This is a genomic window from Aquimarina ulvae (genome assembly GCF_053613295.3).
Map to the genome: position 1 here is coordinate 237,272 of NZ_JBSIBP030000006.1, position 24,189 is coordinate 261,460.

The following is a 24,189-nucleotide window of genomic DNA, read 5'->3' on the forward strand; positions in this document are numbered from 1 at the left end:
TGTCATATTAACTGAGTTTAAAACAAATTAAATATTTATTATTACTAATTTTAAAAAGAATGAAAAACTTAAAAGCTTTATTTTTAATGATGACCATATTATTTTATGGTTTTACAACGACCCCAAAAGAAAGTAAAAAAAATGAGGGATCAACCACAAATATTTTACAAGAATCAGAAAGTATTGAAGCTATTTTTGATGGACTTGAAGACGGTTCTTATGATTTCAGTTTTACCAATGAGGATGGTGATGAAGATGTTATGTTCTTTACTAAAATAACGCCAGAAGCGCTTAAGTTATACAACCTAAAAGATAAAAGCTTCATTGGTAAAAAATTTGAAATCACTTTTACATCAGAAATTGAGATCGAAACTGATGAAGATGGTGATAAACAAGAATTTGAAATAAGAACCATTACAGATTTGAAACTGAAAAATTAACACCTTTTAATAAATGAAATTATATAGAATTTTGATCGTTGCTATAGTAATGGCAGTAGTATCTTTGACTTCTTGCAGAGATACAAAAAAAGTAGTTTCTGAAGAGATAGAAACAGAAAAAGTAAGCTCCGAGACAGAACAAGAAAACACGGTAGAAGAAAATACCGAACCTGAAGAAATTTTGGAAGAGGAAAATGAAATTGAAGAATCCGAAGAAGAAATAGATTCTTTGTCGAATAACAAATAATACGTTCTTTTTATATGTAAACACCTGCAAATTTGTGGGTGTTTTTTGTTTACAATGAAAGATTAGATTTAAGTAAAAGTCCAATAATTGAGGTTTTGTTGGTATCTCACACTCCATTAACAACACTCCTTTTGTAACTTGCCATAAAACACTTTAAAAACTAAAAGTACCGTTTATTTTCGGGTTAAAATTTATTGTATTTTAAAAATAATCTCTGATCTTACATACTGATTTCAAAAGCAAAAAAATGGACATTGTAGCAGGAATTGATATAGGTGGTACGAAAACCAAAATTGGTTTAGTGGATAACAAAGGAAATAGTCTTATCCAAACCGATTTCCGAACTAAAGATTATTTTGAAATAAACAACTTTATAGAACAAATAATAATTTCAATTGAAGGATTAAAAAACCAACTTTCTCAATCTACAACTCTACTAGGCATAGGAGTTGGAGCACCTAATGCTTCTAGCAGAAGAGGAACAATCGAACACGCTCCTAACCTAGTTTGGAAAGGCATTGTACCATTTCTTGAAATATTGAATACTAAAATTGATCTTACCGCAAAAATAATGAACGATGCAAGCGCTGCTGCTTTAGGAGAAATGTTATTTGGTAATGCCAAGGAAATGAAGGATTTTATTGTCATAACATTGGGTACTGGTTTTGGTAGTGGTATCGTTTCTAATGGTCAATTAATTGATGGACACGACGGTTTTGCAGGAGAACTAGGACATATTGATTTAACCCTTGGAGATGGAAGGTTAACAGGGTTGGGTGTTAGAGGTGGATTAGAAGCCTATGTATCTGCAACGGGATTAAAAAGAACTATTTTATATATGCTTTGCAAATATATGGACGATAGCAGATTTAGGGGTGTTGCTTATAACGATTTACATGGAGAAGATATAACCAAAGCAGCAGATGAAGGTGACCCTATTGCTATAAAAGCATTTAACTATACAGGCAAAATATTAGGTTTTGCGCTAGCTAATTTTACAGCTTTTACACAGCCCGAATCCTTTTTTTTAATGGGAGGCTTGGCAAATAGTGGGAAGTGGATTTTTGAACCTACCCGAAAATACTTGGAAAAAAATTTATTAGAAATCTACAAAGGAAAAGTAAAACTCTTACCGTCTGGTATGAAGGAAAAAAATGCAGCAATCCTGGGAGCCGCAGCATTGATATGGCAAGATTTTAAAAACGATGTTTAATAGTCCAGCTATGAATTAAAACATAAAGTTTTATTAAAAGTTGGCAGGTATCGAGTGTGTACCAATAGTTTTGATGAGAAAATTCTAGTAGATCACAAATGAGGTAATTGAAACTACCAAAGTTATACTAATACTACCACCTTAATAAGTTAAACCAACAGCGCGTATCTTTGACACTACCTTACAATTTCATTTATTAAACTCCCGTACTTTTCTATCTCTAACTATTTTAGGACAGGTGTGTATATATTATTATCTTCTTTTTTCTCAACAGAAGAGATAGGGTTAACTATACGGATATGATCAATATGATTGATATCCCCTAATTTTACTACCAATTCTTTTGCCTCCTCTACACTACTATCAAACATACGAATAACCTGCTGATCAAAAGTTGGTGTTTTATCTGCTTCCATTTTAATAATCTTAATTTGATATAACAAACTCTTTATAATTTGATTACTGGAATAAAGCATTGATTTATATTTTTTCCTTTTTTGTGATTCCTTTCTTCTAATTTGAATACTTATAAAATTCAGTGTAATAAAAAAAAGAAAAACTACAATCCAGACACATAAAGTTTGATTTAGTTGATACTTTTCTGTAAAAGCTAAATACCAAGATATATCCCAACTGGTCAACGAACTATATATATATCCTATTACAGCGGCCATAACACCAACTAGAAAAAACTTATACCTGTATGCATATATTTTGGCTTTCCTCTTCATTACCCCTTTTATTAATTGTGTTTATTATTTAGACTCAATGACTCTTTTAAATCACTTTATTTGGTTGTTATTTTTGATTAGGAAAGAAGCCAGAATTTACATTCTGGCCTCGAACAATCCTTCCAACCAAAGAGGATCGCAGAACATCAATCAACTAATCAATTTTTTATTATTTTGTATTATTTTGACACCTTAGTATCCTAAAAGTCACTTTTTTATATATCAAGATTATTCGAAAGACCCTGCATTACAATTCTGCTCGATCGAGCGAAGAGAAATAATCATCACCTAATTGATCTGATGATTCGTCTATTGCTGTTCTTTTTATCTAAAAGAGTGTGTCATTAACCAATAACCTTATCATATCTTAATGCTAATCGTTCATATCATGAAAAGTTATCACATCATGGTTAGCAAAACCTTTGGGTTCGCTTATTTCATATTAGAGATCAAATTTAGTGTTAAATACTTAAAATCTATTTCAACCGTTTTCGTCTTGAATTGATTTTTAATTTCTTTAGTTATGACACGATTAACTTCTGTAGGTCACTTATTATTTAATTGTTAACCACCTTATTTTCTATATGATCACTATAACTACATTTACTAGACTTTTTTTTGAATTATTTTATGCATCTAATTTTTCACATAAGCTTTGTAGAATCAATTTGATAAATAATAAGAACCCTTTTATCATGATGTTTCTTTGTAGCTCAACTATAGTTAGATATTGTTTTTGATTGATGTAAACAAATTCAAGTAAACCGTTGCATATAAATGCATTTTTGTTATCAAAACTCGTCTGTTTAAGTAGTTCATTTTTGATTACAGCATTTCGAATATAGGTTTTAGACTAAAAACTCCCGATATTTAGATGAAAAGAAGTTAACGAAGGCAAATGAAGAGAAACTAGTCTGTAAACTTTCCGGAGGATATGAGGGAATAACAAAAAAATTAATAATTACGTCCATAGTAGGTATCATATGATATAAAAAAACCACGTTTTTATAACGTGGTTTTTTTATGTTAGATATATGATTGAAGTAAATTCTACATCTATTTAGTTTCTAATTAATTTCATAGTTTGATCAACTCCATCTAAAGTTACACTAAGAAAATACATCCCCTTAGCATAATTGGATAGATTGATCTGTGCAGAGTTCTCAGAAGAATTCAAGTCATTTTTGGCAGAAATAAGTTTTCCTGATATATCAGTAACTCTGTAAGAAACACTAGTAGCGTTCTTCCATTCGATGTTAAACACATCTCTAGACGGATTTGGAAATAAACTAAACCCAGGTCTGTTCTCAAATTCACCTATACTCAATAGATTCCCTTCTATTAAAACATCATCAATAACGACTCCTTCATTATTAACTGCTTGATCAGAAACAAAATTAAACCTAAAAACAAAGTTAGTTTCATTTGTAAAAGCTGAAAGATCATAACTATACTCTTTCATAGTTGCATCCGTTCCTGTCCATTGTGCGCCTGGACAAGTAGAGCAATTACTTGGATTAACCGCTGTATTACTATTATACCAGTTAGGATCATTAGCTGTTCCTAATACATTCCAAACAGCTCCACCGTCTGTAGAATATTCAACATTAATATAATCCCAGTCCAATTCTATATCAAATGCCATATTAAACTTAAGAATAGGATCTTCGCCAACTGTAGTCATATCATAACAATTTGAAATCAAATAACTTGTAGTACTATCTATATAATTACCGTCTAAATTTGTTGCATAAACGTTCTGTCCAGAAGCAGCAGTATTAAGTATTGATCCGTTTGGAACTCCGCGCTCCCATAGGTTTCCTCCACTCGTCAATAGTTCATCGCTACTGTTTTCAAAGTCATTTACACCTTGCGCCCCATCATAGCTGCTATTTGTATTAAAACTTATATCAATTGAATCATTACCAGCATTACCATCATTTGCAATGGAAGCATTGACACTAATATTATGCTCCCCCAAATCCAAGTTTAATTCTGGTAAATCAATTATTGTAGTTTCATTAGAATTTATGTTACCTGTCCAGGAGGTAGTACTAGAACTTCCGTCTACCACATATTCTATATTAATAGTAGAAATTGGGTTCACACCATTATTTTTTACAGTAAATGAAGGTGATACTGATCCACAATTAATCTCGGTGCCCGGCGAATTGATAGCTACTAAACGAATATCATCCTGAGCCAACTGTACCGGAATTTCAGATTGCCACACGCCTCTACCATAGGTTGCTGCAGTGATATTGGCATCATTAACGCTAATTTCCAAATCTCTAACAGGAACATTAGGAAGGTTATTATCAAACACTTCCCATACTCCTGGAGTTGTATCATCTGTTCTATAAACACCTGTTGTAGTACCTACAAACAATGGATTTTCAGAATGTGATCCTTGGTGCTTTATGACAAGTTTTGGAATATCCGGTAAATCTCCAGTTATATCAGCAAAATCAAGTCCTCCATTGACTGATTTATATACTTTCCCAGAAGAACCAGAAGTAGTAACATAAACAATATTACTATCACTGCTATGAACATTTATAGATGTAACGCTTCTGGAAAAAATTTCTATGGTAGAAAAAGTAACCCCTCTATCTGTACTCTTCCAGATTGTTTCATTGATACTAGCAAACATAATATCTGAGTCAGAAGGATCTATTTCAAATTGATCTATCCTATTTTGTGAGTCTGAGCTACCAGCAAAATTAGGTGATACCTTTGCGAAAACTGTATCATCTAATCTATAAATAGCATCATATGCAGCATACAACTCACTTTCTTTATTCATTACAAGTGGAGTAATCCAATTTCCGGTAGAATTAGTGGGCTGAGCAACTCTAGCAGTTTGAGTTACACCTCCATTATTCGAAATCCAAAGATTTTCTCCTCTTTGCATAAAACCGTAATACTTGTTATTGTTATTAGGGTCGATAGCAGCATCCATTCCATCTCCACCTCCATAAACATTCCATGCTCCAGAAGTAGTTAATCCAAAGCTACCATTATCTTGTAAACCTCCCGCCATTTTTTTAGATTTACCATTGGATTTAGAAACAGCTATTTTGTAAAATTGTCCAATTTGCATTTTCTCTGTTAAGTCAGAAAAAGTTGTACCACCATTCATAGATTTGAACACCCCCCCATCACTACCGCAGTATAATTCTCCATTAAAGAAACGTAAAAAATGAATATCTGCGTGGGTATAAGATGCAGTTCTTACCGACCAATTATTAACCTGAACGAAACTTTGACCTCCATTAATAGATTTCCAAATATCCAATTCTCCTGTATACACTTCTTCTTCATTAGTATCAGAAACGGCAAGTGCCATATCATACCAGGCTTGACCTGCTCCGAAAACATTTTGAACAGGAAGTGGATTAATAAATGAATCACCACTATCCGTGGATTTAAACAACCCTTGAAATGAAGAATTAGCACCTGCACTAAGTACATATACATAATTAGAATTTGCAGGAGTTACGTCGATTGCTAGTCGTGTAGATGACGAAGGTAAACCATTGGTGATCACAGAAAATGAATCTCCATTATCAATTGATTTATATACTCTAGAATCAGAAACGGCATAAATAATATCTGAGTCTCCCGGTTTTAGTTTCGCATCATTTAAATTCGCACTAAGAGTTCGATTAAAACTAGCACCGCCGTCTGTAGACTTATAAAAACCTTGACTTGTTGAAACGAACACTTTATTTCTATCCGATGGATCTAAATAGACTTCGCTAATATTATTCCCGCTGGATACAGTAAAACTCAAACCAGTTGTATTCCAAGTTTGGCCTCCATCTATAGATTTCAATAACCCCACACTTACAGTATCACTAGCATCATCATCACCTGTTCCTATGTATATAATATTAGTATCCATAGGGTCTATAGCAATAGCGGAAACACCGATTTGAGGAAGCTCATCAGATAATGGAACCCAACTTAATCCTGCATTTTCTGATCTCCATATTCCACCAGCCGGGGTTCCTGCATAATATTTACTAGGATCTACAGGATCCACGATAACAACATTTACACGACCTATATTGGCGCTAGAGAAAGATCTATCAATGATATCATCTGGTCCCAATGCTACCCAATTACTATCATCGCTCATTTTACTTTGTAGAGCTCTTTTTTGTAACCCAGAATCCCAAATTTGTTGCGGTGTCATCAAGGTCCCGTCGTCATTTAAGCAATCTTTCCAAAAATTCTCCCATCTTTTAAATGGTTTATACCCAGAACCTTTTTTTGTATAATCTTTATCTTTCCAATACTCATTAAATGCATCAACAATCTCTTGAAATTTTAAAGGTTCATCATTACCGGATGACTTTTTTTGCGCATTTAGCTCTTTCATCCAAGGAGCTTTAGAATTAAATTGTGCATTACCTAAAAAACAAAAAGATAATACTGTAATAAAAAGGATAATTTTTTTCATTTTACAAATTTTGTTGAGTTACTTTTATTTTAAACAATCAAAAAGCAGAAAACCCTACTTTCCTTTTGTTTTTTTTTAATTCTGCTAACATACTCCATTCTTTTTAATTTCATAAATCAAAAAACCATTGATTCCCAATAAAATATAACTATCACTATAAATTTTAGTATTTTAATGGTTTTGATAAAATTAATTTAATTAGGTGAAAAAACGCACTCTTTACATATCATATCGAATCATTTTTTTTAAGCTCTAAAAAAAATTAAGTTTTAATATGTCCTTAAAATAAATATCTTCGAAGCATCTATGGAAAAGAAATCGGTTTGTGAAGACAAAAATTTTGAAGCAATCTTTAATGATTGCTCTGAGTCCTTACGTAATATTATCTATTACAAGTGTGGAGATATTGACCTAGCAGAAGACATCATCCAAGATGCGTTCATAAAACTATGGCAAAATTGTAAAAAAGTCATTTTTTTCAAAGCCAAATCATATCTGTTTACGGTAGCCAACAATAATTTATTGAACCATATTGCTCACAAAAAAGTAGTTCTCAAATACCAACAAAAACCACATTCAGATCTAAACGATCAAGATCCACAGTTCATTGTTGAAGAAAAAGAGTTTATGGTCAAACTCGAATATGCATTAGATACGCTCCCTACAAAACAGCGCGAAACATTCTTATTATCCAGAATTGATAAGAAATCTTATAAGGAAATTGCTGAAATCTCAGGCGTTTCTGTTAAGGCAATAGAGAAAAGAATACATTTCGCACTACTTGCTTTAAGGCAAGAACTGGGAGATATTTTATAGTCATAATTAGGGTAATATAGCATAAGCCTGTTATATAATTAAGAAGGCATAAACGCAGAAAGAAAAAAAACAACTAATGAAAAATCCATATTCAGATGAAACATTTTTGGCACGGTGGCTTAATGATGGTCTGGACGCTCAAGAAAAATTAGAGTTTGAACAATCCAAAGACTATCACAAATATGTAACTCTTATAAGTAAAATAGATTCATTAGAGTCTCCTGACTATGACAAAGAAAATATCTTTAGATCCATAAAAAACAAAATTGATAAACAAAATAAAACCATATACTTGTTTACAAAGTGGAGCTATGGTATTGCCGCTACATTATTAGTACTTATAGGCTTATTCTTTTTCTTTAACCGCTCTACTATATATACAACAGGTTATGGAGAACAAACCACTGTAGAACTTTTGGACGGATCCGAAGTAGTTCTCAATTCTAAATCTGAATTATCTTTTAAAAAATCTGACTGGAAAGACACCAGAATAGTAAGTTTAAAAGGAGAAGCTTTTTTTAAGGTAAAGAAAGGATCCGATTTTATAGTTGAAACCACATCAGGAATCGCAGAAGTATTAGGAACTCAATTTAATGTAAATACTCAAAATGATTTTTTTGAAGTTATTTGTCATGAAGGTAGCGTTAAAGCAGTAGGTCGTGATTCTAAAGAAGCTATCCTTGTTAAAGGGAGTGCTTTTAGAGTTACTAGTAATAAAGCGGAGCAATGGCAGACTAATACAACAGAGCCAAGTTGGATATCTGGAGAAACCACATTCAACAATACCCCATTAAAACAAGTAATAATCTCCCTTGAAAATCAGTTTAATATTTCATTTAAAAAGAAAAATATAGATCAGAATCAGCGCTTTACAGGAAGCTTCAATCATCACGATATTGAACTAGCTTTAAAAACAATCTTTGTTCCTATGGAAATTTCATATACTTTTAGAAACGAAAATCACATAGTTCTCGTTCAAAAATAAATGAAATCAATTTTTTTTTCTTTTTTTATTCTCATCAATATTGGTTGTTTTGCTCAAAAAACAACAAAACTGGAATATGATAATGCGGAATTGGACACAATTTTAAAAGATTTAGAAAATTCTTTTGACATTAAATTTTCTTTCAATCCTAAAGTCATCAAAGGCGAAAAGGTTACTGTTTTCAGAAAAACATCTTTAGAAAACACTTTAAAAACAATACAGTTACAAACTTCTATACTTTTTGAAAAGGTTAATGAGCGATATTATATAATAAGAAAAAAGACTAAAAAAGGAAGAATTTCGATCTGTGGATATTTGCTTGATAAGACTACTCAAAAACCATTAATAGATGCTTTTGTAGAAAACATTAATCAATCTAAATCTGCTATAACGGATGATAAAGGTTATTTTCAATTATTTTTGTCTAAACCTACTGATACTATTGCTACAAGGTTTTTAGGATATAAAAGCCGCCAATTTATCGCAAAAGATCTAACAAGCGAAGATTGTATTGAAATATTTCTTTCTGAGGATGATTTTCAGCTAGAAGAAATAGTAATAACCGAATATCTAACATCAGGAATATCCAGAGAAGGAGCTAGCAGCGCCATAAATATCGATCCGAGTAAACTAGGTATTTTACCAAGATTGGTAGAACCCGATGTATTGCAAACCTTGCAATTTCTTCCTGGTGTTCAAAGCCCATCAGAAACTGCTTCAGCTTTACACATCAGAGGAGGAACTCCTGATCATAATTTGATTTTATGGGATGGTATAAAAATGTATAATTCCGGGCATTTTTTTGATTTGTTATCTATTTTCAACCCATACATTACAGAAAACATTAAGTTGTTTAGAAGTAGTACCGAAGCTCGGTACGGAAGTAGAATTTCTGGAGTAGTTGATATCGAATCAAAAAACGAACTTCCAAAAGACTTTGGGTTTGGAGTAGGGTTCAACATGACAAATGCAGACGTATATATTGAAATACCAGTAGATGAAAGTTTTGGATTTATAATTTCCGGCAGAAGGGCATTTACCGACTTTATTGAAACTTCCACTTTTCGAAGTTATTCTGAACGTGCATTTCAAAGTATTCGTTTTTTTGTGGATAATCAGGAATTAGATCAGGAAACAGTGGAGAATGAAAATGTATTTTTTTTTAACGATTTAACTGTAAAAGCAATTCTAGAGTTATCAGAAGATGAAAAAGTTACAATAAGTTCTATTTTTACTAATAATAAACTGGAATACAAGCTTAATATCCGAAATATACAAGGATTTAGTGAACTGGTTGACGAGAACCAAAGAGATAATCTAAAGTTTGTTAATCAAGGAGCAAACATGAGGTGGGACAAAAAATGGAATAATCATTTTTCTCATACTGCAAATATATATTTTTCTAATTATGATTTTAATTATAACGGACTTAGGGAATTAAGAGCCAGTAGCGATAATTTTTTGTTTTTTGAAAATAATATTGAAGAACAAAACACTATCAGAGATGCTGGTACATCGATTCGAACAAATTGGAGAATAAACAGTAATCATAGTTTTGAATCTGGCTATGATTTTTCTTCCAATGACGTAAATTACAATGCGGATTATTCTGCCGAAAACATCTCTTTCAACGAAAGTGATAACAATATAACCCACGCTGTATTTGGAGAATACAAATATAATCTTGATAAAAAGCTTAAAGTCAGCGCTGGTATCAGAGGTAATTATTTCTCTGTTCTCGACAAAACATATTGGGAACCCAGAATCAACCTGGAAATTAATCTATCTGAAGATATCATCGCTAAAATAGCAGCTGAAAGAAGAAACCAGGTAATTAGCCAAGTATCAAATTATTTACCCAATGATTTTAATCTGGATAATCAAATATGGCTCTTAGCGGATTCAGAATTCGTATCCTTACTTTCGAGTGATCAAATTTCTGGTGGTTTTACCATTAGCAAAGACAACTGGTATATTGATATTGAAGGATACTATAAGTCCACCACAGGACTTACTTCTTTTGCCAATGGTTTTAATGGTGTATTAGATTTAGCAACTGGTGAAAGCGAAGTTTTTGGTTTAGATATACTAATAAAAAAAAGAATAAAAGATTATAGGACCTGGGTTGGGTATTCATTTACAGATCAATATTTTAAATTTGAAAATGCAAATGAAGGAAGGTATTTTCCTGGCAATTTTGATATTCGGCATTATTTATCTTGGATTCATAGCTACCAATGGAATAATTTCGAATTCTCATTAGGATGGACTATTAGGACTGGAAGACCTTATACACCAGCAAGTGGCATTACTGAAACAGATGAATTCTTGTTTATAAATTATGAAGATGTTAATAGCCAAAGATTAAGCACCTATCATCGCTTAGACTTTTCTGCCTCCTACAATTTTAATTTATCCAAAAAGAATACATGGCGAAGTAAAATAGGTTTTTCGTTATTTAATTTATACAATAGAGAAAATATCTTAAACAGGACATACAGTCTTAGATTTGATAATGATACTTATTTATTACAAGAAATGAACACATTCTCGGCTGGTATTACACCTAACCTTTCGTTTAGAATAGATTTTTGAAAATACTTACAGTCAAATATTTACATGTAAAAACGAATTTAATTGACTTCGAATTCAACAACCTAAAATACTCTTACACATTATATAAATCCAAATAAAAAACCATCTCGATTTTATTCTATCGAGATGGTTTTTAAAGATTCAAAGCTATGATAATCTATTTGATAAATTTAGTTTAATATAGGAATTCTAGAGCAACAACATCGAAGTTACTAAATTCTCCATCCTCACTTCCATCGAAACAAGAAATCATTAGAGAACCAGAATCTAAACCATTTTGTCCCCAACGGTTCGCAGTTGGAGTTCCTGGAACGTTGATCGCTCCAATACTTCCTGCTGTCCCTTCGTTAGAACCATCACATCTTCTACGTGCGTAGTCTGTGTGTCTAAAACCAACAGCGTGTCCCATTTCGTGTCCGATAACGTGCTCATTTACATTATTCACGTTACTTCCTCCAAAAGAACCTGTTCCGGCATTAATCTGAATAAATTTACCTGGTCTTCCTCCACTTGGAAATTCTGCTTGTCCACCAGCACCACCTTGACCGTTGTTATAAACAACCATATCAGCGGCTTCAAAGTTTGTTCCGAACGTTAATCTAAAATTAAGTCTTGTACTGATTCTGTTATAGTTGTTAACAGCCCACTGTAAACCGGTTTGCATTGTAGAAGTAAGCGCACAACAAGACCCAGTGTATCCTAATATATCAATAGTAGAATTACCACTACTAATAAGATTATTGGTTCGGTATTGTTTGTTACCATCTTCCAAATCACCAAGCTTATACTCATTTTGTTCTAATTTATCTAGAGGCAAAACAATATCACCAGACTTTACATATTCCATAGATACACCATCAAGATTTGTAATAGTCTCTAAAGAAGCGTTTGATGGATTAACTCCAGCATCTAATAGTCTATTTTGTAAATCTTTACTTAATTCTAAAGAAACTGGTTCTTCATTGTTGATTTCGTCTTTTTGGCAAGATGTGATTACACCTGCCGCGATAGCGCAAAGCGCTAATACTTTGATTTTTTTCATTTTTAAAAAGTTGAGTTTGTGTAGTTACTATTAAACAAAATAGATTTACTACGATATCTATTTTGCTTTTAATTAATTTTAGTTAAGCTTTGAACCTTTTTTAAAATTTAAGCGGGTTGAAGATATGATATTTTTTTTTAAATATCAGTTAATTATTTAAACAATTCTCTGACTTCTGTCTAAATACGTAGAATAAATTCAATAAATCAAACCAAAGATTAAACAAAACATATCCTCAAGTTACACAATAAAATCGATCAAATACACAAAGAATGTAAACTGATAGTTACCTAAAAATTAACAAATCATTAGTATAACAATAGATGTTAAATAAAACCTAAGAGAATTTTATTTTCAATAAAAAAATAATACTTTTCTTACAAATCATAAATTTTTAACGAAACTATGTTAAAAATATATTAATACAAGTTTGCAGATCTTTTTTCACTAAAAACGAGTTAATGCGTGTGCTAATTTACAAGGTAGTAAACTTGGGTAAAATCAGAAATATAAGCTTTTTTAGTATAGATAATTTAGTGCAGTAACATCATTATCGTTGAACTCTCCAGTAGCACTAGTACTGAAACAAGCTAACATGATAGAAGTAGAATCGTACCCTGTTGTCGTTCCTGGAATGTGGATTGCTCCATCAGATCCAGCACTCTCTCCCGATTGTCCACAACTCTGACGGCTAAACCAGTCTGTGTGACGGAATCCGATTGAATGACCAATCTCGTGCGTTATTACGTGTTCATTTACGTTGTTAGAGTATCCTCCTAAACCATAAATTGCCACCCACTTATTTGGTCTTCCTTGTGCATCAGGAAAATCTGCAACACCACCTTGTTTTCCAGCAGCCTCTTCATTTGGGTCATGATATACTATCATGTCTTTAGATTGATAATCAGTACCAAAAGTTAATCTAAAACTAACTGATAAATTCAATCCGATTATAATTATTGACAGCCCATTGCAATCCAGTTTGTTCTTTGCTATTTAATCCATTACTATTATTACCAGTATATCCGATGATATCAACTGTCCTGTTAGAACCAGTTACTAGATTATTAGTTCTATATTCCTTGGTATTTGCCTCTCCAATCCCTAAAGCTGGAGTATTCATCAAGTTTTCAATTGTAGAAAAATAATCTCCAGATCTTACACCCGTAACTTCAGATCCATCTAAAAGGGTTCTTGTTTGAAATTTAGCTCCATTAGGATTTACTCCTATAGCTTCTAAACGTAATTTCACTTCTTTAGAAAGTTGTTTGTTGTTTTGATCGATCTCTGAAGAAATATCTTCTTTTTGACAAGACGTAACGAGACCTGCTGCGATAGCACAAAGTGCTATGAACCTCATTCTTTTCATTGTAAAAATGTGTTGAGTTTGTAATAAATTATTTTGGAAAAGTACATTCAAAAAACCACCGAATTGTGCTAGCTTAAAATCAATAAGGAAGTTTTGAGGCGTACAATTTTTTCCACACCAAGGATATCATAATTTTTTATTAAAAAAAGTTAATCCCTTATGTTATCCGTTGTTTAATCAAAAAAATACTGGTAATTTATCAATAAATTTTTGTTTTTTCGACAAATGACATAACTAAAAAAACACTTAGAAGCTGAGTATGACTAAGTTTAATCTATAATCTACGTGTTGAACAAAAAAAAACGTTCAATAAAATTTTATTGAACGTTTTTTTATATAAATGTTTTTTTTAAACAATTTCTGCGCTCAAACCTGCCTGAAGTAGTTTTGAACATCTAGGAACTAACTCTTCGTAGACTCCTGTTTTTACGGTGCACTTTCCTTTATAATGTACTAACATCGCACACTGTTCTGCCTGGACAGGTGAATGCTCACATGTATATATTAAAGTTTCGATCACGTGATCAAATGTATTGACATCATCGTTATACAGAACGATTTCATTAGTACCTTTCTCTACAGTTTTTTCTAAAACTTCCTCTAAAACCTTTTCTTGAGTGCTCATCTCACTTAATTTTATACAAATATACTATTTCGAATAGAAAAAATAATCTTCTATTAGATTATTTTAACGTGTAACCAGCTGCTATCCAATTATTTCGTTCAAAAAAGCCTACAAACTCCAGCTGATTGGCTTCACATTCTTTAGTGATCATCTCTAGATCTTCCTTGTAGAAACCACTTAAAAAAAGACAACCACTGGTACGTAGTGTTTTTGCGTATACGGCAATATCCTTTAGTAGTATATTTCGATTTATATTGGCTATAATAACGTCATAATGCTTATCAGCTAATAAAGATGAATCGCCTTCGTAGACATTAATATACTTACATTGGTTACGCGCTACATTTTCTTTTGTATTGAGATAACACCAGTTATCAATATCAATAGCATCCACTGGCTTTGCCCCTCTCATCTCTGCTAAAATTGCCAAAACTCCAGTTCCACACCCCATATCCAATACCTTTTTATGTTGTACATCATTTTTTAATAGATGCTGAATCATCATATGAGTAGTTTCATGATGACCAGTACCAAAGGACATTTTGGGTTCAATTACTATATCATATACTACATCAGGCTTATCGTGAAATGGTGCTCGTACACTACAGATGCCATCCACCAAAATAGGTGTGAAATTTTTTTCCCATTCTTTGTTCCAGTTTACCTGCTCTATTTCCTCCTTCGTATATGTGATCGAGAATTCATTCGAAATAAGAATATGAATATCATCTAAGATTTCCTCATTCCATTCTGGTTTTTGGATAAAGGCCTCTACTCCATTTTCGGTTTCTACAAAGCTTTCAAAACCAGCATACCCTAATTCTGCGATCAAAATTTCTGTTGCTGGTTGTACAGGTTCAACAGTAAAATAGTAGCCTATATATATGGGCGTTGTCATGTTTTTTCAATTTAGGATACAAAGTTAATCTTTTGACCTACAAAAACGGTATCCGCTTCCACGAATACCGTTTTATACTTAATGAAAAGCTTATTTAGAATGAATTTGCAATTGCTGCAAAACTTTCTGGATCCAGAGCAGCTCCACCAATCAATCCCCCATCAACATCAGGCTTGGCAAAAATCTCCTTTGCATTTGCTGGTTTTACACTTCCGCCATACAATATAGAAACCTCTTCTGCGATCGATGTACTAAAGGCATTAGCAATGGTCTTACGAATAAATGCATGCATTTCTTGCGCCTGTTCAGGGCTTGCAGTTTCTCCTGTTCCTATTGCCCAAACGGGTTCATACGCAAGAACAATATTTTTCCAGGCATCATCGTCTAGTGTAAATAAAGCATTTTTCAATTGACTTTCTACCACATTAAAATGATTATCACCCTTACGGTCTTCTAATTCTTCTCCAAAACAGAAGATAATTTTCATGTCATGCTTCAAAGCTGTTGTTACTTTTCCTTTTAGCAATTCATCAGTTTCACCAAAATATGCTCTCCGCTCACTATGCCCTAGTATTACCGTTTCAACCCCAATACTTTTTAGCATATCAGCAGAGATTTCTCCGGTAAACGCTCCACTTTCTGCTTGATGCATATTTTGGGCTGCTACCTCAATATCAAACCCTTTGAGCTCCTCAAAAGCATAATACAGGTTTGTAAATGTTGGCGCTACTATGATATCTGTGCCTGGTAATTCTTTGAGTTTTGTTTTTAATTCTGAAAGTAAAACCCCAGTCTCTGTCAGGTTTTTATTCATTTTCCAGTTTCCTGCTACAATTTTCGCTCTCATTAATTTTAATTTATATGTGTGGTTACTATTTGGTTATAATTCAAAACAAGATCATTATATCCGAATTCTTGGATCTAACCATCGGTATATAATATCTACAAATATATTGATTAGAATAAACACTGAAGAGATTACGATAACCGCTCCCATAATAATAGGAAGATCTGACGTATTTAATGCATCCACGATCTCTTTTCCTAGTCCGTTCCATCCAAAAATATACTCTACAAATACCGCTCCTGCCAACATCGATGCAAACCATCCTGAGATTGCCGTTACAACTGGATTAAGCGCATTTTTTAGGGCATGTCTTCTAATTACCTGAAATAAAGACAACCCTTTAGCTTTTGCTGTTCTTATGTAATCCTGGCTCATTACCTCTAATAAAGAATTTCTCATCAATTGTGTAACTACCGCTAATGGCCGTACTCCTAATACTATGGCTGGCAGTATTAAATTTTTCCATTGAATATATGTGCCTTCTCCAAAATCATCTACTTCATATAAACTACCTGTCATATTCAGGTTTGTATATTCGTGTAAAACATACCCAAACAACCATGCAAAAATAATAGCACTAAAAAAAGAAGGAACACTCATCCCTATCGTGCTTATTAATTGAATCAAGCGATCTGGCCACTGATCTTTTTTTAGAGCACTAACAATACCCATTGAGACACCTAATAATATCGCAATTAATATAGCTGATACTGCCAGTACAGCAGTATTGGGCAATGTTTCTTTGATTACCTGGCTTACTTTCTTTCCGTTTTTTTGGAAGGACTCTCTTAAATATGGATATTTACATACGGTATTTATTCCACCTATTGTAAAAAGTGAAAATCCCGTATATTTCTCAGCATCAAAATAAGAGAAATCTTTTTCATTGGTGCTATGAAATGAAATTGGTGAGAGATCATTCAGATAATAGGAATATTGTTTTCCTAATGGAAGATCGAAGCCATACTTTTTATTAATGACATCAAGCTGTTCTTGATTTTCGTTCTGTCCCATCATCATTTGTGCAGGGTCACCCGGAAGAATCGTAAACAACAAAAAAATCACTGTAATTACTCCTAATAAAGTAAGGAAGGCATACCCAAATTTATAGAAGTATGTAAGCATCTTTAATTTGTCTTTTCTTTTAATTTGTCTACTTCTTCCAGAGTATACACTTTAAATTTAAAAGTGTCTCCATATAATCTTTTAGCATACTCTTCTATCGTAGTATCAAATCCAGCTTTTTTTCTTCTTTGATTAACGTTGTTGACATCTTTGATAGGCCAAATAATCTGTACTGATTCATCAGAATTATAGTTTATGGTCGTCCCTTGAGTACCATATACTTGTTCCTGACCTAAACTCATTAGATATCGATCTTCCATCATTGCCACTAACCTGAAGGGAATTTCATCTTTTTCGCCTGCTTCCTTAATCATCGGAAGATATTGATCAATCTTATTAGAATGTTGAATAACATACCAAGCCGTTTTATTTGTAGGCTCTCCAACTAAACTTTTACCAGGATATCCGTATTTTTTAAATACTTGTTCGACAAATACTGTATTAGAAGAATCGATGGCGGTTTGTTGTTGCCAAAAATCATTTGAAACTTCCTCTTCTGTTGCATCAACCAATTTAGCGATACTATCGCGTTCTTCTTTAGTTTGAGCCTGCATTAATCTTCGAAATTTCTGATCTAACTTAGCAATACTATCCAATTGAACCTTTAATGCTTCATTGATTTTTGATTCTGGACGTTCTACCTTGTTTAAAATCAATTTATCTGCATCATTCCAATGTAATTTTTCTGTAATGGTACCATTATGAAGTTTCACGATTCCGGGATTGGATCTCAATATGGTTTTAAGCGCTGTCTCATCAGTACTATAAAAATCAAAACTTAGGTTATACTGTTCTTTTTTCTGGGCAATATCCTGAGGAGAAGAAGCTGTAAGTCCGATCACCTCATACCCTTGGGACAATGCTTTATCTGTTACCCCTTTTATAGCATTCATGCCCTCTCCTTCACTTTTAGAAAGGTTATACATAACAATAATGATAAGATTTTCTTTTTCTAGAAATTCGGTAGTGTAATCCTGACCATTTTTTTCTATGGCAAAATCATGAATTGGTGGAATATATCCCTCATTAATCATTTTGGTTTCTACATCTATATACTTGCCGTCTACCTGAGGGTACTCACCATTTGTTTTGATAACCTCTTCTTTCCCTTCAATATCAAATTTCCAAAAATATTCAAACTCCGCCTCAGGAGCTCCTTCGGGGACTGACATTCCATCCTGAATATTTGTTCCTATCTTATAAGCTCTGAAATCAAAAGTTGGCAAATGCATTAACACATGATATGAAAATCCTAAACAAGCCGAAAAAACCACAAACACAATCCACTTGTGAGAAGCTTCTGAGAGGATGGGTGTAATATATTTTCTTCCAAAAAACAAAATCAGTATAAAAACCAATAAAATAACATCTTTAGAAAAAGACTCCCAAGGTGTCAACGGCAGGGCATCACCAAAACAACCGCAATCTGTAACTTTATTAAAATACGCAGAATAAAAGGTAAGAAATGTAAAAAAGACAATCATTCCTAATAGGGACCACACAGTAAATTTGGGCAAATACCCTAACAATAAAGTAATTCCAACAATGATTTCAAAAACACATAGAAATACTGCCAACAGTAGCGCAAACGGAATCAGAAACTCCAGATTCAGAACTCCTTCACTAAAGTATTCTTGTAGTTTGTACGAAAATCCAACCGGATCATTAAGTTTAATAAATCCTGAAAACAAAAAAAGTGCAGCTACAAATATTCTGGAAAAACCAACTAATACTTTCATTTTTTAATGGTAATTATAATTTATTTCGAACAAGATAACAGGTTTACCTCTTGTTACTTTTAGTTTAACAGTATTTTATAAAATCATAAGTTATTTAGCTTCACCTAAGTGAATCATTGCAAAAACAGCATAATTGATCATATCTTGATAGTTAGCATCAATACCTTCACTAACTAATGTTTTGCCTTTATTATCCTCAATCTGTTTTACACGAAGTAATTTCTGAATAATCAAATCTGTTAGTGAACTCACTCTCATATCACGCCATGCTTCACCATAATCGTGATTTTTGTTCATCATTAACATTTTTGTGATATCGATATGTTTGTTATACAAACTTATAGCTTCTACTGTCGACAAATCAGGTTGTTCCGCAATTCCTTTTTCCAACTGAATTAAGGCCATCAGACTATAATTAATGATACCGATAAACTCAGAAACCTCTCCTTCATCTACCTTTCTAACCTCATTTTCTTGCAGTCCTCTAATACGTTGTGCCTTTATAAAAATCTGATCTGTAAGTGATGGTAACCTAAGAATTCTCCAGGCACTGCCATAATCTTTCATTTTCTTAACAAACAGATCGCGACATGTTGTAATTACAACATCATATTGTGTTGACGTATCTTGCATATAACTGTTCAATTTTGCGTAAATTTCGCTTTAATATGGCAATTATACCAAATAAACATTAAAAAATACCATAAACGAAAATATGACCATTAATTGTAGCGGTTCATTAATTGACTTATCCTCTCCTAAAGTTATGGGAATCCTAAATCTAACTCCAGACTCTTTTTATGATGGCGGTAAGTACAAAAACGAATCACAAATCTTACAGCAGGTTGAGAAAATGCTTAACGAGGGAGCAACCTTCATTGATTTGGGAGCGTATTCTACCAGACCCGGAGCTGATCATATTTCGATCGAAGAAGAGGCAAAAAGGATTTTGCCTATAATAAAATTAGTTTTATCTAAGTTTCCGAACACTATACTGTCGATAGATACTTTTAGAAGTACAATTGCAAAAAAATGTGTCGAAGCAGGAGCATCCATGATCAACGATATTTCTGCAGGCAGTCTGGACAAACACATGATTCAAACTGTTGGACAGCTCAAAGTGCCATATATAATGATGCATATGAAAGGTACTCCCCAAACCATGAAATCATTGAACCAATACGAAGATCTGTTACAAGATATTCAGTTTTATTTTTCTAACAAAGTATCGGAAGCGAGAAGAGCAGGTATTAGTGATATTATTATTGATCCTGGTTTTGGTTTTGCAAAGAATGTCAATCAAAACTTCGAACTCCTTAAAAAACTTGATCTACTAAAACTTCAGGGATTACCCATTTTGGCAGGTATATCGCGTAAATCTATGATCTATAAAACCTTAAATGTCAACCCGACCGAATCTCTTAATGGAACTACTTCATTACATACTATTGTATTACTAAAAGGAGCCTCTATTCTACGAGTACATGATGTAAGAGAAGCGATGGAATCTATTACACTTGTGAATAAGTACGTAAAACACTCTTAACGTCATAAATTAGGACGCTGCGCTTTAGGCGGGTTTTTTAATCAGGATATCCAGTTTTTCGATAGGATCAATCTTTCGCTATCGCCATCTGAACTAAATGAACTAAATTGAATTCGCTTTTTCAATCTTTTCAAATCAGAGTTTCACGAATTTTTCTATTTTTACAGAAACTCCCGCTATTTGGATTTAATCAACCTTAGAATATTAGATATCCTGGATATTGTACTTGTAGCACTGCTGCTGTACTATATCTACAAGTTGGTTAAAGGAACAGCCGCCATCAATATTTTTATTGGCATTGTTATGATTTATCTGGTCTGGAAACTCACTCAGTTTCTAGCCATGGAAATGCTCAGTAGTGTTTTAGGTGAATTTATAGGTGTAGGAATGTTTGCATTGATTGTTGTTTTCCAACAGGAAATTAGAAAATTCCTCTTAATGATTGGATCTACCAATTTTGGCAGGAGACGTAAGTTCTTACGACAACTAAAATTTATAAGAGATACTCCTGAAGATAGTCTTACTGATGTACCTGCCATCTTAAAAGCTTGTCAAAAAATGGGGAATACGTTTACAGGCGCGTTAATTGTTATTAAAAGAAGTACCTCTCTGGATTTTGTAAAAACTTCTGGAGATGAATTAGACATATTAGTTAAAACCCCAATAATCGAGAGTATTTTCTATAAAAACAGCCCATTACACGACGGGGCAATGATTATAGAAGATAACAGAATTGTAGCTACAAGAGTTATACTACCTGTATCTAATGATCGAGATATCCCGCTGAGATTTGGATTAAGACACCGAGCTGCCATCGGTATATCCGAAAAGACAGACGCAGTAGTACTTATCGTTAGTGAAGAAACAGGTAAGATATCATATGTAAAAAATGGAGAGTTTGTGATTTTTAAAACTCTAGAAGAACTAATAGAAAAAATCAAAAGAGATCTTCAATAATGGATGACAATCTTATCGATCATAAAACCTGTAAAAACTGCGGACTTCAAATAAATGAATACAAATTCTGTCCTAATTGCGGAGCTAAAAAGATTACCAAGCGCATCACTTTCACAAATTTGACTCAAGATTTTGCTGATCGTTATTTAAATCTTGATAATTCTTTTTTAAAAACATTTGCACATTTATTTACCAAACCAAAAGAGGTAATTGATGGTTATATCAATGGTATTAGAAAAAGATACATCAACGTTTTTAGCTACTTTGCTATTTCTCTTACCATTGCCAGTTTGTATAGTTTTATTATGGGAAAATACAAGGATGTAATTTTCTCAAATGTTTTTACCAATATCGAGCAAATAGAAGTTTCCAAGGCGGCTACAGATTTTTCATTTGATTATCAAACTCTTATATCATTTTTAACCATTCCGATTTTAGCGTTCGTTTCAAGACTGGTATTCTTCAATTATAAAAAATACAACCTAACTGAACATTTTGTAATTCACCTATATGCCTATTCACATATTACAATGGTGATTAGTTTTATTACGTTACCGTTACTTTTAGCGACAAAAAACCTACTTCTTATTGTATGGATTCAGTTTCCGCTTTCGATAATTTACATTGCCTATGTTCTAAAAAATCTCTATCAAATTAATTTTAAAAAAATAGTAGTCAAAACCTTGTTATTTCTGATGATTATGGCAGTTTTATTTATTGTTTTCATACTAATTTTTGCAATTGTTATGTCTACAATGGGATGGATTCCTGAAAAGTAGTATTAGTCAATTGCCGAAGCGAACTGAACATCATAGAGGTTTTTATAATATCCTTTCTCCATTTCTAATAATTCATTATGATTTCCTTCTTCTACTATCTGGCCATTATCCATAACGATAATCTTATCCGCATTCTTTATAGTAGCCAACCTATGAGCAATTACAATAGAAGTTCGACCTTCGGTTATTTTATCAGTAGCATCCTGAATAAGTTGCTCACTGTGCGAATCAATAGAAGAAGTTGCCTCATCCAATACTAAAATTTCTGGGTTTGTAACGTATGCCCTAAGGAAAGAAATTAGCTGTCTCTGACCAGAAGATAGCATAACACCTCTTTCCTTAACATTATAATAATAGCCATTAGGTAAGCTCATAATAAAATCATGAATTCCTATTTCTTTCGCAGCATTGATAACTTGTAATTCAGTAATATCAGGATTATTGAGTGTTATATTATTCAGAATGGTATCAGCAAACAGAAAGACATCTTGTAAAACCACGGCTATGTGGCTTCTTAGAGATTTTAGATCTATCGTATTAATTGGATTTTGATCAATGGAAATAGTACCGCTATCTATCTCGTAAAATCTATTTAACAAATTAATAATAGTAGATTTACCGGCTCCAGTAGCACCTACAATCGCTATTGTCTCTCCCGCCTTTACAGATAATGAAACTCCTTTCAACACCTCTTCTCCTTCTAAATAACTAAATCGTACATTCTCAAAATCAATATTTCCTTTAACGGATGGCATTTCTAATTTACCAAAATCATTAATTTTAGAATCTGTATCCAAAATCCCAAAAACTCTATTAGCCGCTACCATACCCATCTGCAATGTATTGAATTTATCCGCAATTTGTCGTAAAGGTCTAAATAGCATTTGAGATAACTCAATAAATGCAATTACCACACCTAATGTAATTACATCACCTTGTGCAGCTCTCAATCCTCCATACCAAACTATCAATCCGATGGTAATAGAACTAGACATTTCTGCAATAGGAAAAAATATTGAATTATACCATACCGTTTTTATCCATCCCTTTTTATGTTTATTATTAATTTCTTTGAATTTAGCATACTCAATTTCTTCTCTGGTAAACAACTGAACTATTTTCATTCCAGTAATCCGTTCCTGAACAAAAGAGTTTAAATTTGAAACCTGAGTTCTTACTTCTTCAAAAGCTGTTTTCATTTTCCGTTGAAAAACTCTAGTAGCAAATACAATAAAAGGTAGTATTGCCAAAACTATCAAAGTGAGTTGCCAACTATAATATACCATAAAAACAAGAATAACCATCATTTTTAGAAGATCACTAATGATCATAAAAAGACCTTGACTAAAAATACTGGCTATAGTTTCGATATCACTAACTGCTCTCGTAACCAAACGGCCTACTGCAGATCGATCATAGTATTGTTTTTTGAAATTCAACATATGATCAAAAAGTTTTACTCTTAAATCCCTGATTACTTCCTGCCCTAGCCAATTAGCAAAATATATAAACAAAAATTGAAAAATCACTTCTAGCAACAACACTACGAGCATCAAACTGACATAAAACAGGATCAACTCCTTATCCTTAGGTATCAAACTTTTATCGATGGTTTTTTGCAATAAAAGTGGCCGTAATATTGCAAAAGCAGATAATAATACAGCAGCAAAAGCCACAAAATAAAATGTTACCCGATAAGGATTGGTATAACTTATCAACCTTCTGAATAACTTAAAATCAAATGCTTTACCGCTCTTTTCAGCCATT

At 32.8% G+C, this 24,189-nt stretch carries 21 protein-coding genes; 9 read left to right on the plus strand and 12 right to left on the minus strand.

The window, feature by feature from the left end:
- The first annotated feature begins 59 nt into the window (after positions 1-59).
- The 3 genes from ACWGOQ_RS14985 to ACWGOQ_RS14995 all read left to right on the plus strand — a co-directional run bounded on the left by ACWGOQ_RS14985 (position 60) and on the right by ACWGOQ_RS14995 (position 1,900).
- Positions 60-440, plus strand: a complete 381-nt coding sequence (locus tag ACWGOQ_RS14985; protein WP_452058830.1) for a hypothetical protein — start codon at positions 60-62, stop codon at positions 438-440.
- A gap of 13 nt (positions 441-453) precedes the next feature.
- Positions 454-687, plus strand: a complete 234-nt coding sequence (locus tag ACWGOQ_RS14990; RefSeq protein WP_452058829.1) for a hypothetical protein — start codon at positions 454-456, stop codon at positions 685-687.
- A gap of 247 nt (positions 688-934) precedes the next feature.
- Positions 935-1,900 carry an ROK family protein gene (locus ACWGOQ_RS14995; RefSeq protein ID WP_452058828.1) on the plus strand — a complete coding sequence of 322 codons (966 nt, stop codon included), beginning with the start codon at positions 935-937 and terminating at the stop codon, positions 1,898-1,900.
- Positions 1,901-2,124: 224 nt separating this feature from the next.
- Here the strand turns inward: ACWGOQ_RS14995 and ACWGOQ_RS15000 are convergent, their stop codons facing one another.
- Positions 2,125-2,631 carry a hypothetical protein gene (locus tag ACWGOQ_RS15000; protein WP_452058827.1) on the minus strand — a complete coding sequence of 169 codons (507 nt, stop codon included), beginning with the start codon at positions 2,629-2,631 and terminating at the stop codon, positions 2,125-2,127.
- 1,060 nt (positions 2,632-3,691) lie between these two features.
- A complete protein-coding gene (locus ACWGOQ_RS15005; protein WP_452058826.1) occupies positions 3,692-7,099 on the minus strand; it encodes a T9SS type A sorting domain-containing protein in 3,408 nt (1,135 codons plus the stop codon).
- 306 nt (positions 7,100-7,405) lie between these two features.
- Here ACWGOQ_RS15005 and ACWGOQ_RS15010 point away from each other — a divergent pair, with 306 nt between their 5' ends.
- From ACWGOQ_RS15010 to ACWGOQ_RS15020, 3 genes are all read left to right on the plus strand, one after another.
- A complete protein-coding gene (locus tag ACWGOQ_RS15010) occupies positions 7,406-7,915 on the plus strand; it encodes an RNA polymerase sigma factor (RefSeq protein ID WP_452058825.1) in 510 nt (169 codons plus the stop codon).
- A 76-nt stretch (positions 7,916-7,991) separates the two neighbouring features.
- The gene (locus ACWGOQ_RS15015; protein WP_452058824.1) at positions 7,992-8,900 is read left to right on the plus strand and encodes a FecR family protein; all 909 of its coding nucleotides are present in this window, start codon (positions 7,992-7,994) and stop codon (positions 8,898-8,900) included.
- Positions 8,901-11,495, plus strand: coding sequence for a TonB-dependent receptor domain-containing protein (locus ACWGOQ_RS15020; protein WP_452058823.1), 2,595 nt, complete (start codon positions 8,901-8,903; stop codon positions 11,493-11,495).
- A gap of 175 nt (positions 11,496-11,670) precedes the next feature.
- On the opposite strand, the gene ACWGOQ_RS15025 is transcribed toward ACWGOQ_RS15020, so the two are convergent.
- The 9 genes from ACWGOQ_RS15025 to ACWGOQ_RS15065 all read right to left on the minus strand — a co-directional run bounded on the left by ACWGOQ_RS15025 (position 11,671) and on the right by ACWGOQ_RS15065 (position 19,773).
- A complete protein-coding gene (locus tag ACWGOQ_RS15025) occupies positions 11,671-12,537 on the minus strand; it encodes a M57 family metalloprotease (protein ID WP_452058822.1) in 867 nt (288 codons plus the stop codon).
- A 519-nt stretch (positions 12,538-13,056) separates the two neighbouring features.
- Positions 13,057-13,482: a M57 family metalloprotease gene (locus ACWGOQ_RS15030; RefSeq protein ID WP_452058821.1), complete on the minus strand. Its 426-nt coding sequence runs from the start codon at positions 13,480-13,482 to the stop codon at positions 13,057-13,059.
- Positions 13,466-13,906 (minus strand): M57 family metalloprotease, encoded by a 441-nt coding sequence (locus tag ACWGOQ_RS15035; protein WP_452058820.1) that lies wholly within the window; start codon positions 13,904-13,906, stop codon positions 13,466-13,468. Before ACWGOQ_RS15035 ends, ACWGOQ_RS15030 begins: the two co-directional genes overlap by 17 nt.
- Positions 13,907-14,255: 349 nt before the next feature.
- Positions 14,256-14,531, minus strand: coding sequence for an ATP-dependent Clp protease adaptor ClpS (locus ACWGOQ_RS15040; protein ID WP_452058819.1), 276 nt, complete (start codon positions 14,529-14,531; stop codon positions 14,256-14,258).
- 58 nt (positions 14,532-14,589) lie between these two features.
- Positions 14,590-15,429 carry a 50S ribosomal protein L11 methyltransferase gene (gene prmA / locus ACWGOQ_RS15045; protein WP_452058818.1) on the minus strand — a complete coding sequence of 280 codons (840 nt, stop codon included), beginning with the start codon at positions 15,427-15,429 and terminating at the stop codon, positions 14,590-14,592.
- Between the two features lie 94 nt (positions 15,430-15,523).
- Entirely contained in the window at positions 15,524-16,276 is a 753-nt protein-coding gene (tpiA, locus tag ACWGOQ_RS15050) for a triose-phosphate isomerase (protein ID WP_452058817.1), read from the minus strand.
- Between the two features lie 54 nt (positions 16,277-16,330).
- On the minus strand, positions 16,331-17,401 hold the full coding sequence (locus ACWGOQ_RS15055) for an ABC transporter permease (protein ID WP_452058816.1): 1,071 nt from the start codon (positions 17,399-17,401) through the stop codon (positions 16,331-16,333).
- 2 nt (positions 17,402-17,403) lie between these two features.
- A complete protein-coding gene (locus ACWGOQ_RS15060) occupies positions 17,404-19,140 on the minus strand; it encodes a BT_3928 family protein (RefSeq protein ID WP_452058815.1) in 1,737 nt (578 codons plus the stop codon).
- 90 nt (positions 19,141-19,230) lie between these two features.
- Positions 19,231-19,773, minus strand: a complete 543-nt coding sequence (locus ACWGOQ_RS15065) for a DUF1599 domain-containing protein (protein ID WP_452058814.1) — start codon at positions 19,771-19,773, stop codon at positions 19,231-19,233.
- Positions 19,774-19,855: 82 nt separating this feature from the next.
- On the opposite strand from ACWGOQ_RS15065, the gene folP reads away from it, so the two are divergent.
- From folP to ACWGOQ_RS15080, 3 genes are all read left to right on the plus strand, one after another.
- Positions 19,856-20,686, plus strand: a complete 831-nt coding sequence (gene folP, locus ACWGOQ_RS15070) for a dihydropteroate synthase (protein ID WP_452058813.1) — start codon at positions 19,856-19,858, stop codon at positions 20,684-20,686.
- A 180-nt stretch (positions 20,687-20,866) separates the two neighbouring features.
- Positions 20,867-21,643: a diadenylate cyclase CdaA gene (gene cdaA, locus ACWGOQ_RS15075; RefSeq protein ID WP_452058812.1), complete on the plus strand. Its 777-nt coding sequence runs from the start codon at positions 20,867-20,869 to the stop codon at positions 21,641-21,643.
- Positions 21,643-22,422: a DUF3667 domain-containing protein gene (locus ACWGOQ_RS15080; RefSeq protein WP_452058811.1), complete on the plus strand. Its 780-nt coding sequence runs from the start codon at positions 21,643-21,645 to the stop codon at positions 22,420-22,422. Before cdaA ends, ACWGOQ_RS15080 begins: the two co-directional genes overlap by 1 nt.
- Before the next feature lie 2 nt (positions 22,423-22,424).
- Here the strand turns inward: ACWGOQ_RS15080 and ACWGOQ_RS15085 are convergent, their stop codons facing one another.
- Positions 22,425-24,188 (minus strand): ABC transporter ATP-binding protein, encoded by a 1,764-nt coding sequence (locus ACWGOQ_RS15085; RefSeq protein WP_452058810.1) that lies wholly within the window; start codon positions 24,186-24,188, stop codon positions 22,425-22,427.
- Position 24,189 lies beyond the last annotated feature (1 nt).

Excerpts from the sequence above, each read along its gene's own strand:
- ACWGOQ_RS14985 (WP_452058830.1), top strand. The coding sequence starts at position 60 with ATGAAAAACTTAAAAGCTTTATTTTTAATGATGACCATATTATTTTAT.
- ACWGOQ_RS14990 (WP_452058829.1), top strand. The coding sequence starts at position 454 with ATGAAATTATATAGAATTTTGATCGTTGCTATAGTAATGGCAGTAGTA.
- ACWGOQ_RS14995 (WP_452058828.1), top strand. The coding sequence starts at position 935 with ATGGACATTGTAGCAGGAATTGATATAGGTGGTACGAAAACCAAAATT.
- ACWGOQ_RS15000 (WP_452058827.1), bottom strand. The coding sequence starts at position 2,631 with ATGAAGAGGAAAGCCAAAATATATGCATACAGGTATAAGTTTTTTCTA.
- ACWGOQ_RS15005 (WP_452058826.1), bottom strand. The coding sequence starts at position 7,099 with ATGAAAAAAATTATCCTTTTTATTACAGTATTATCTTTTTGTTTTTTA.
- ACWGOQ_RS15010 (WP_452058825.1), top strand. The coding sequence starts at position 7,406 with ATGGAAAAGAAATCGGTTTGTGAAGACAAAAATTTTGAAGCAATCTTT.
- ACWGOQ_RS15015 (WP_452058824.1), top strand. The coding sequence starts at position 7,992 with ATGAAAAATCCATATTCAGATGAAACATTTTTGGCACGGTGGCTTAAT.
- ACWGOQ_RS15020 (WP_452058823.1), top strand. The coding sequence starts at position 8,901 with ATGAAATCAATTTTTTTTTCTTTTTTTATTCTCATCAATATTGGTTGT.
- ACWGOQ_RS15025 (WP_452058822.1), bottom strand. The coding sequence starts at position 12,537 with ATGAAAAAAATCAAAGTATTAGCGCTTTGCGCTATCGCGGCAGGTGTA.
- ACWGOQ_RS15035 (WP_452058820.1), bottom strand. The coding sequence starts at position 13,906 with ATGAAAAGAATGAGGTTCATAGCACTTTGTGCTATCGCAGCAGGTCTC.
- ACWGOQ_RS15040 (WP_452058819.1), bottom strand. The coding sequence starts at position 14,531 with ATGAGCACTCAAGAAAAGGTTTTAGAGGAAGTTTTAGAAAAAACTGTA.
- prmA (WP_452058818.1), bottom strand. The coding sequence starts at position 15,429 with ATGACAACGCCCATATATATAGGCTACTATTTTACTGTTGAACCTGTA.
- tpiA (WP_452058817.1), bottom strand. The coding sequence starts at position 16,276 with ATGAGAGCGAAAATTGTAGCAGGAAACTGGAAAATGAATAAAAACCTG.
- ACWGOQ_RS15055 (WP_452058816.1), bottom strand. The coding sequence starts at position 17,401 with ATGCTTACATACTTCTATAAATTTGGGTATGCCTTCCTTACTTTATTA.
- ACWGOQ_RS15060 (WP_452058815.1), bottom strand. The coding sequence starts at position 19,140 with ATGAAAGTATTAGTTGGTTTTTCCAGAATATTTGTAGCTGCACTTTTT.
- ACWGOQ_RS15065 (WP_452058814.1), bottom strand. The coding sequence starts at position 19,773 with ATGCAAGATACGTCAACACAATATGATGTTGTAATTACAACATGTCGC.
- folP (WP_452058813.1), top strand. The coding sequence starts at position 19,856 with ATGACCATTAATTGTAGCGGTTCATTAATTGACTTATCCTCTCCTAAA.
- ACWGOQ_RS15080 (WP_452058811.1), top strand. The coding sequence starts at position 21,643 with ATGGATGACAATCTTATCGATCATAAAACCTGTAAAAACTGCGGACTT.
- ACWGOQ_RS15085 (WP_452058810.1), bottom strand. The coding sequence starts at position 24,188 with ATGGCTGAAAAGAGCGGTAAAGCATTTGATTTTAAGTTATTCAGAAGG.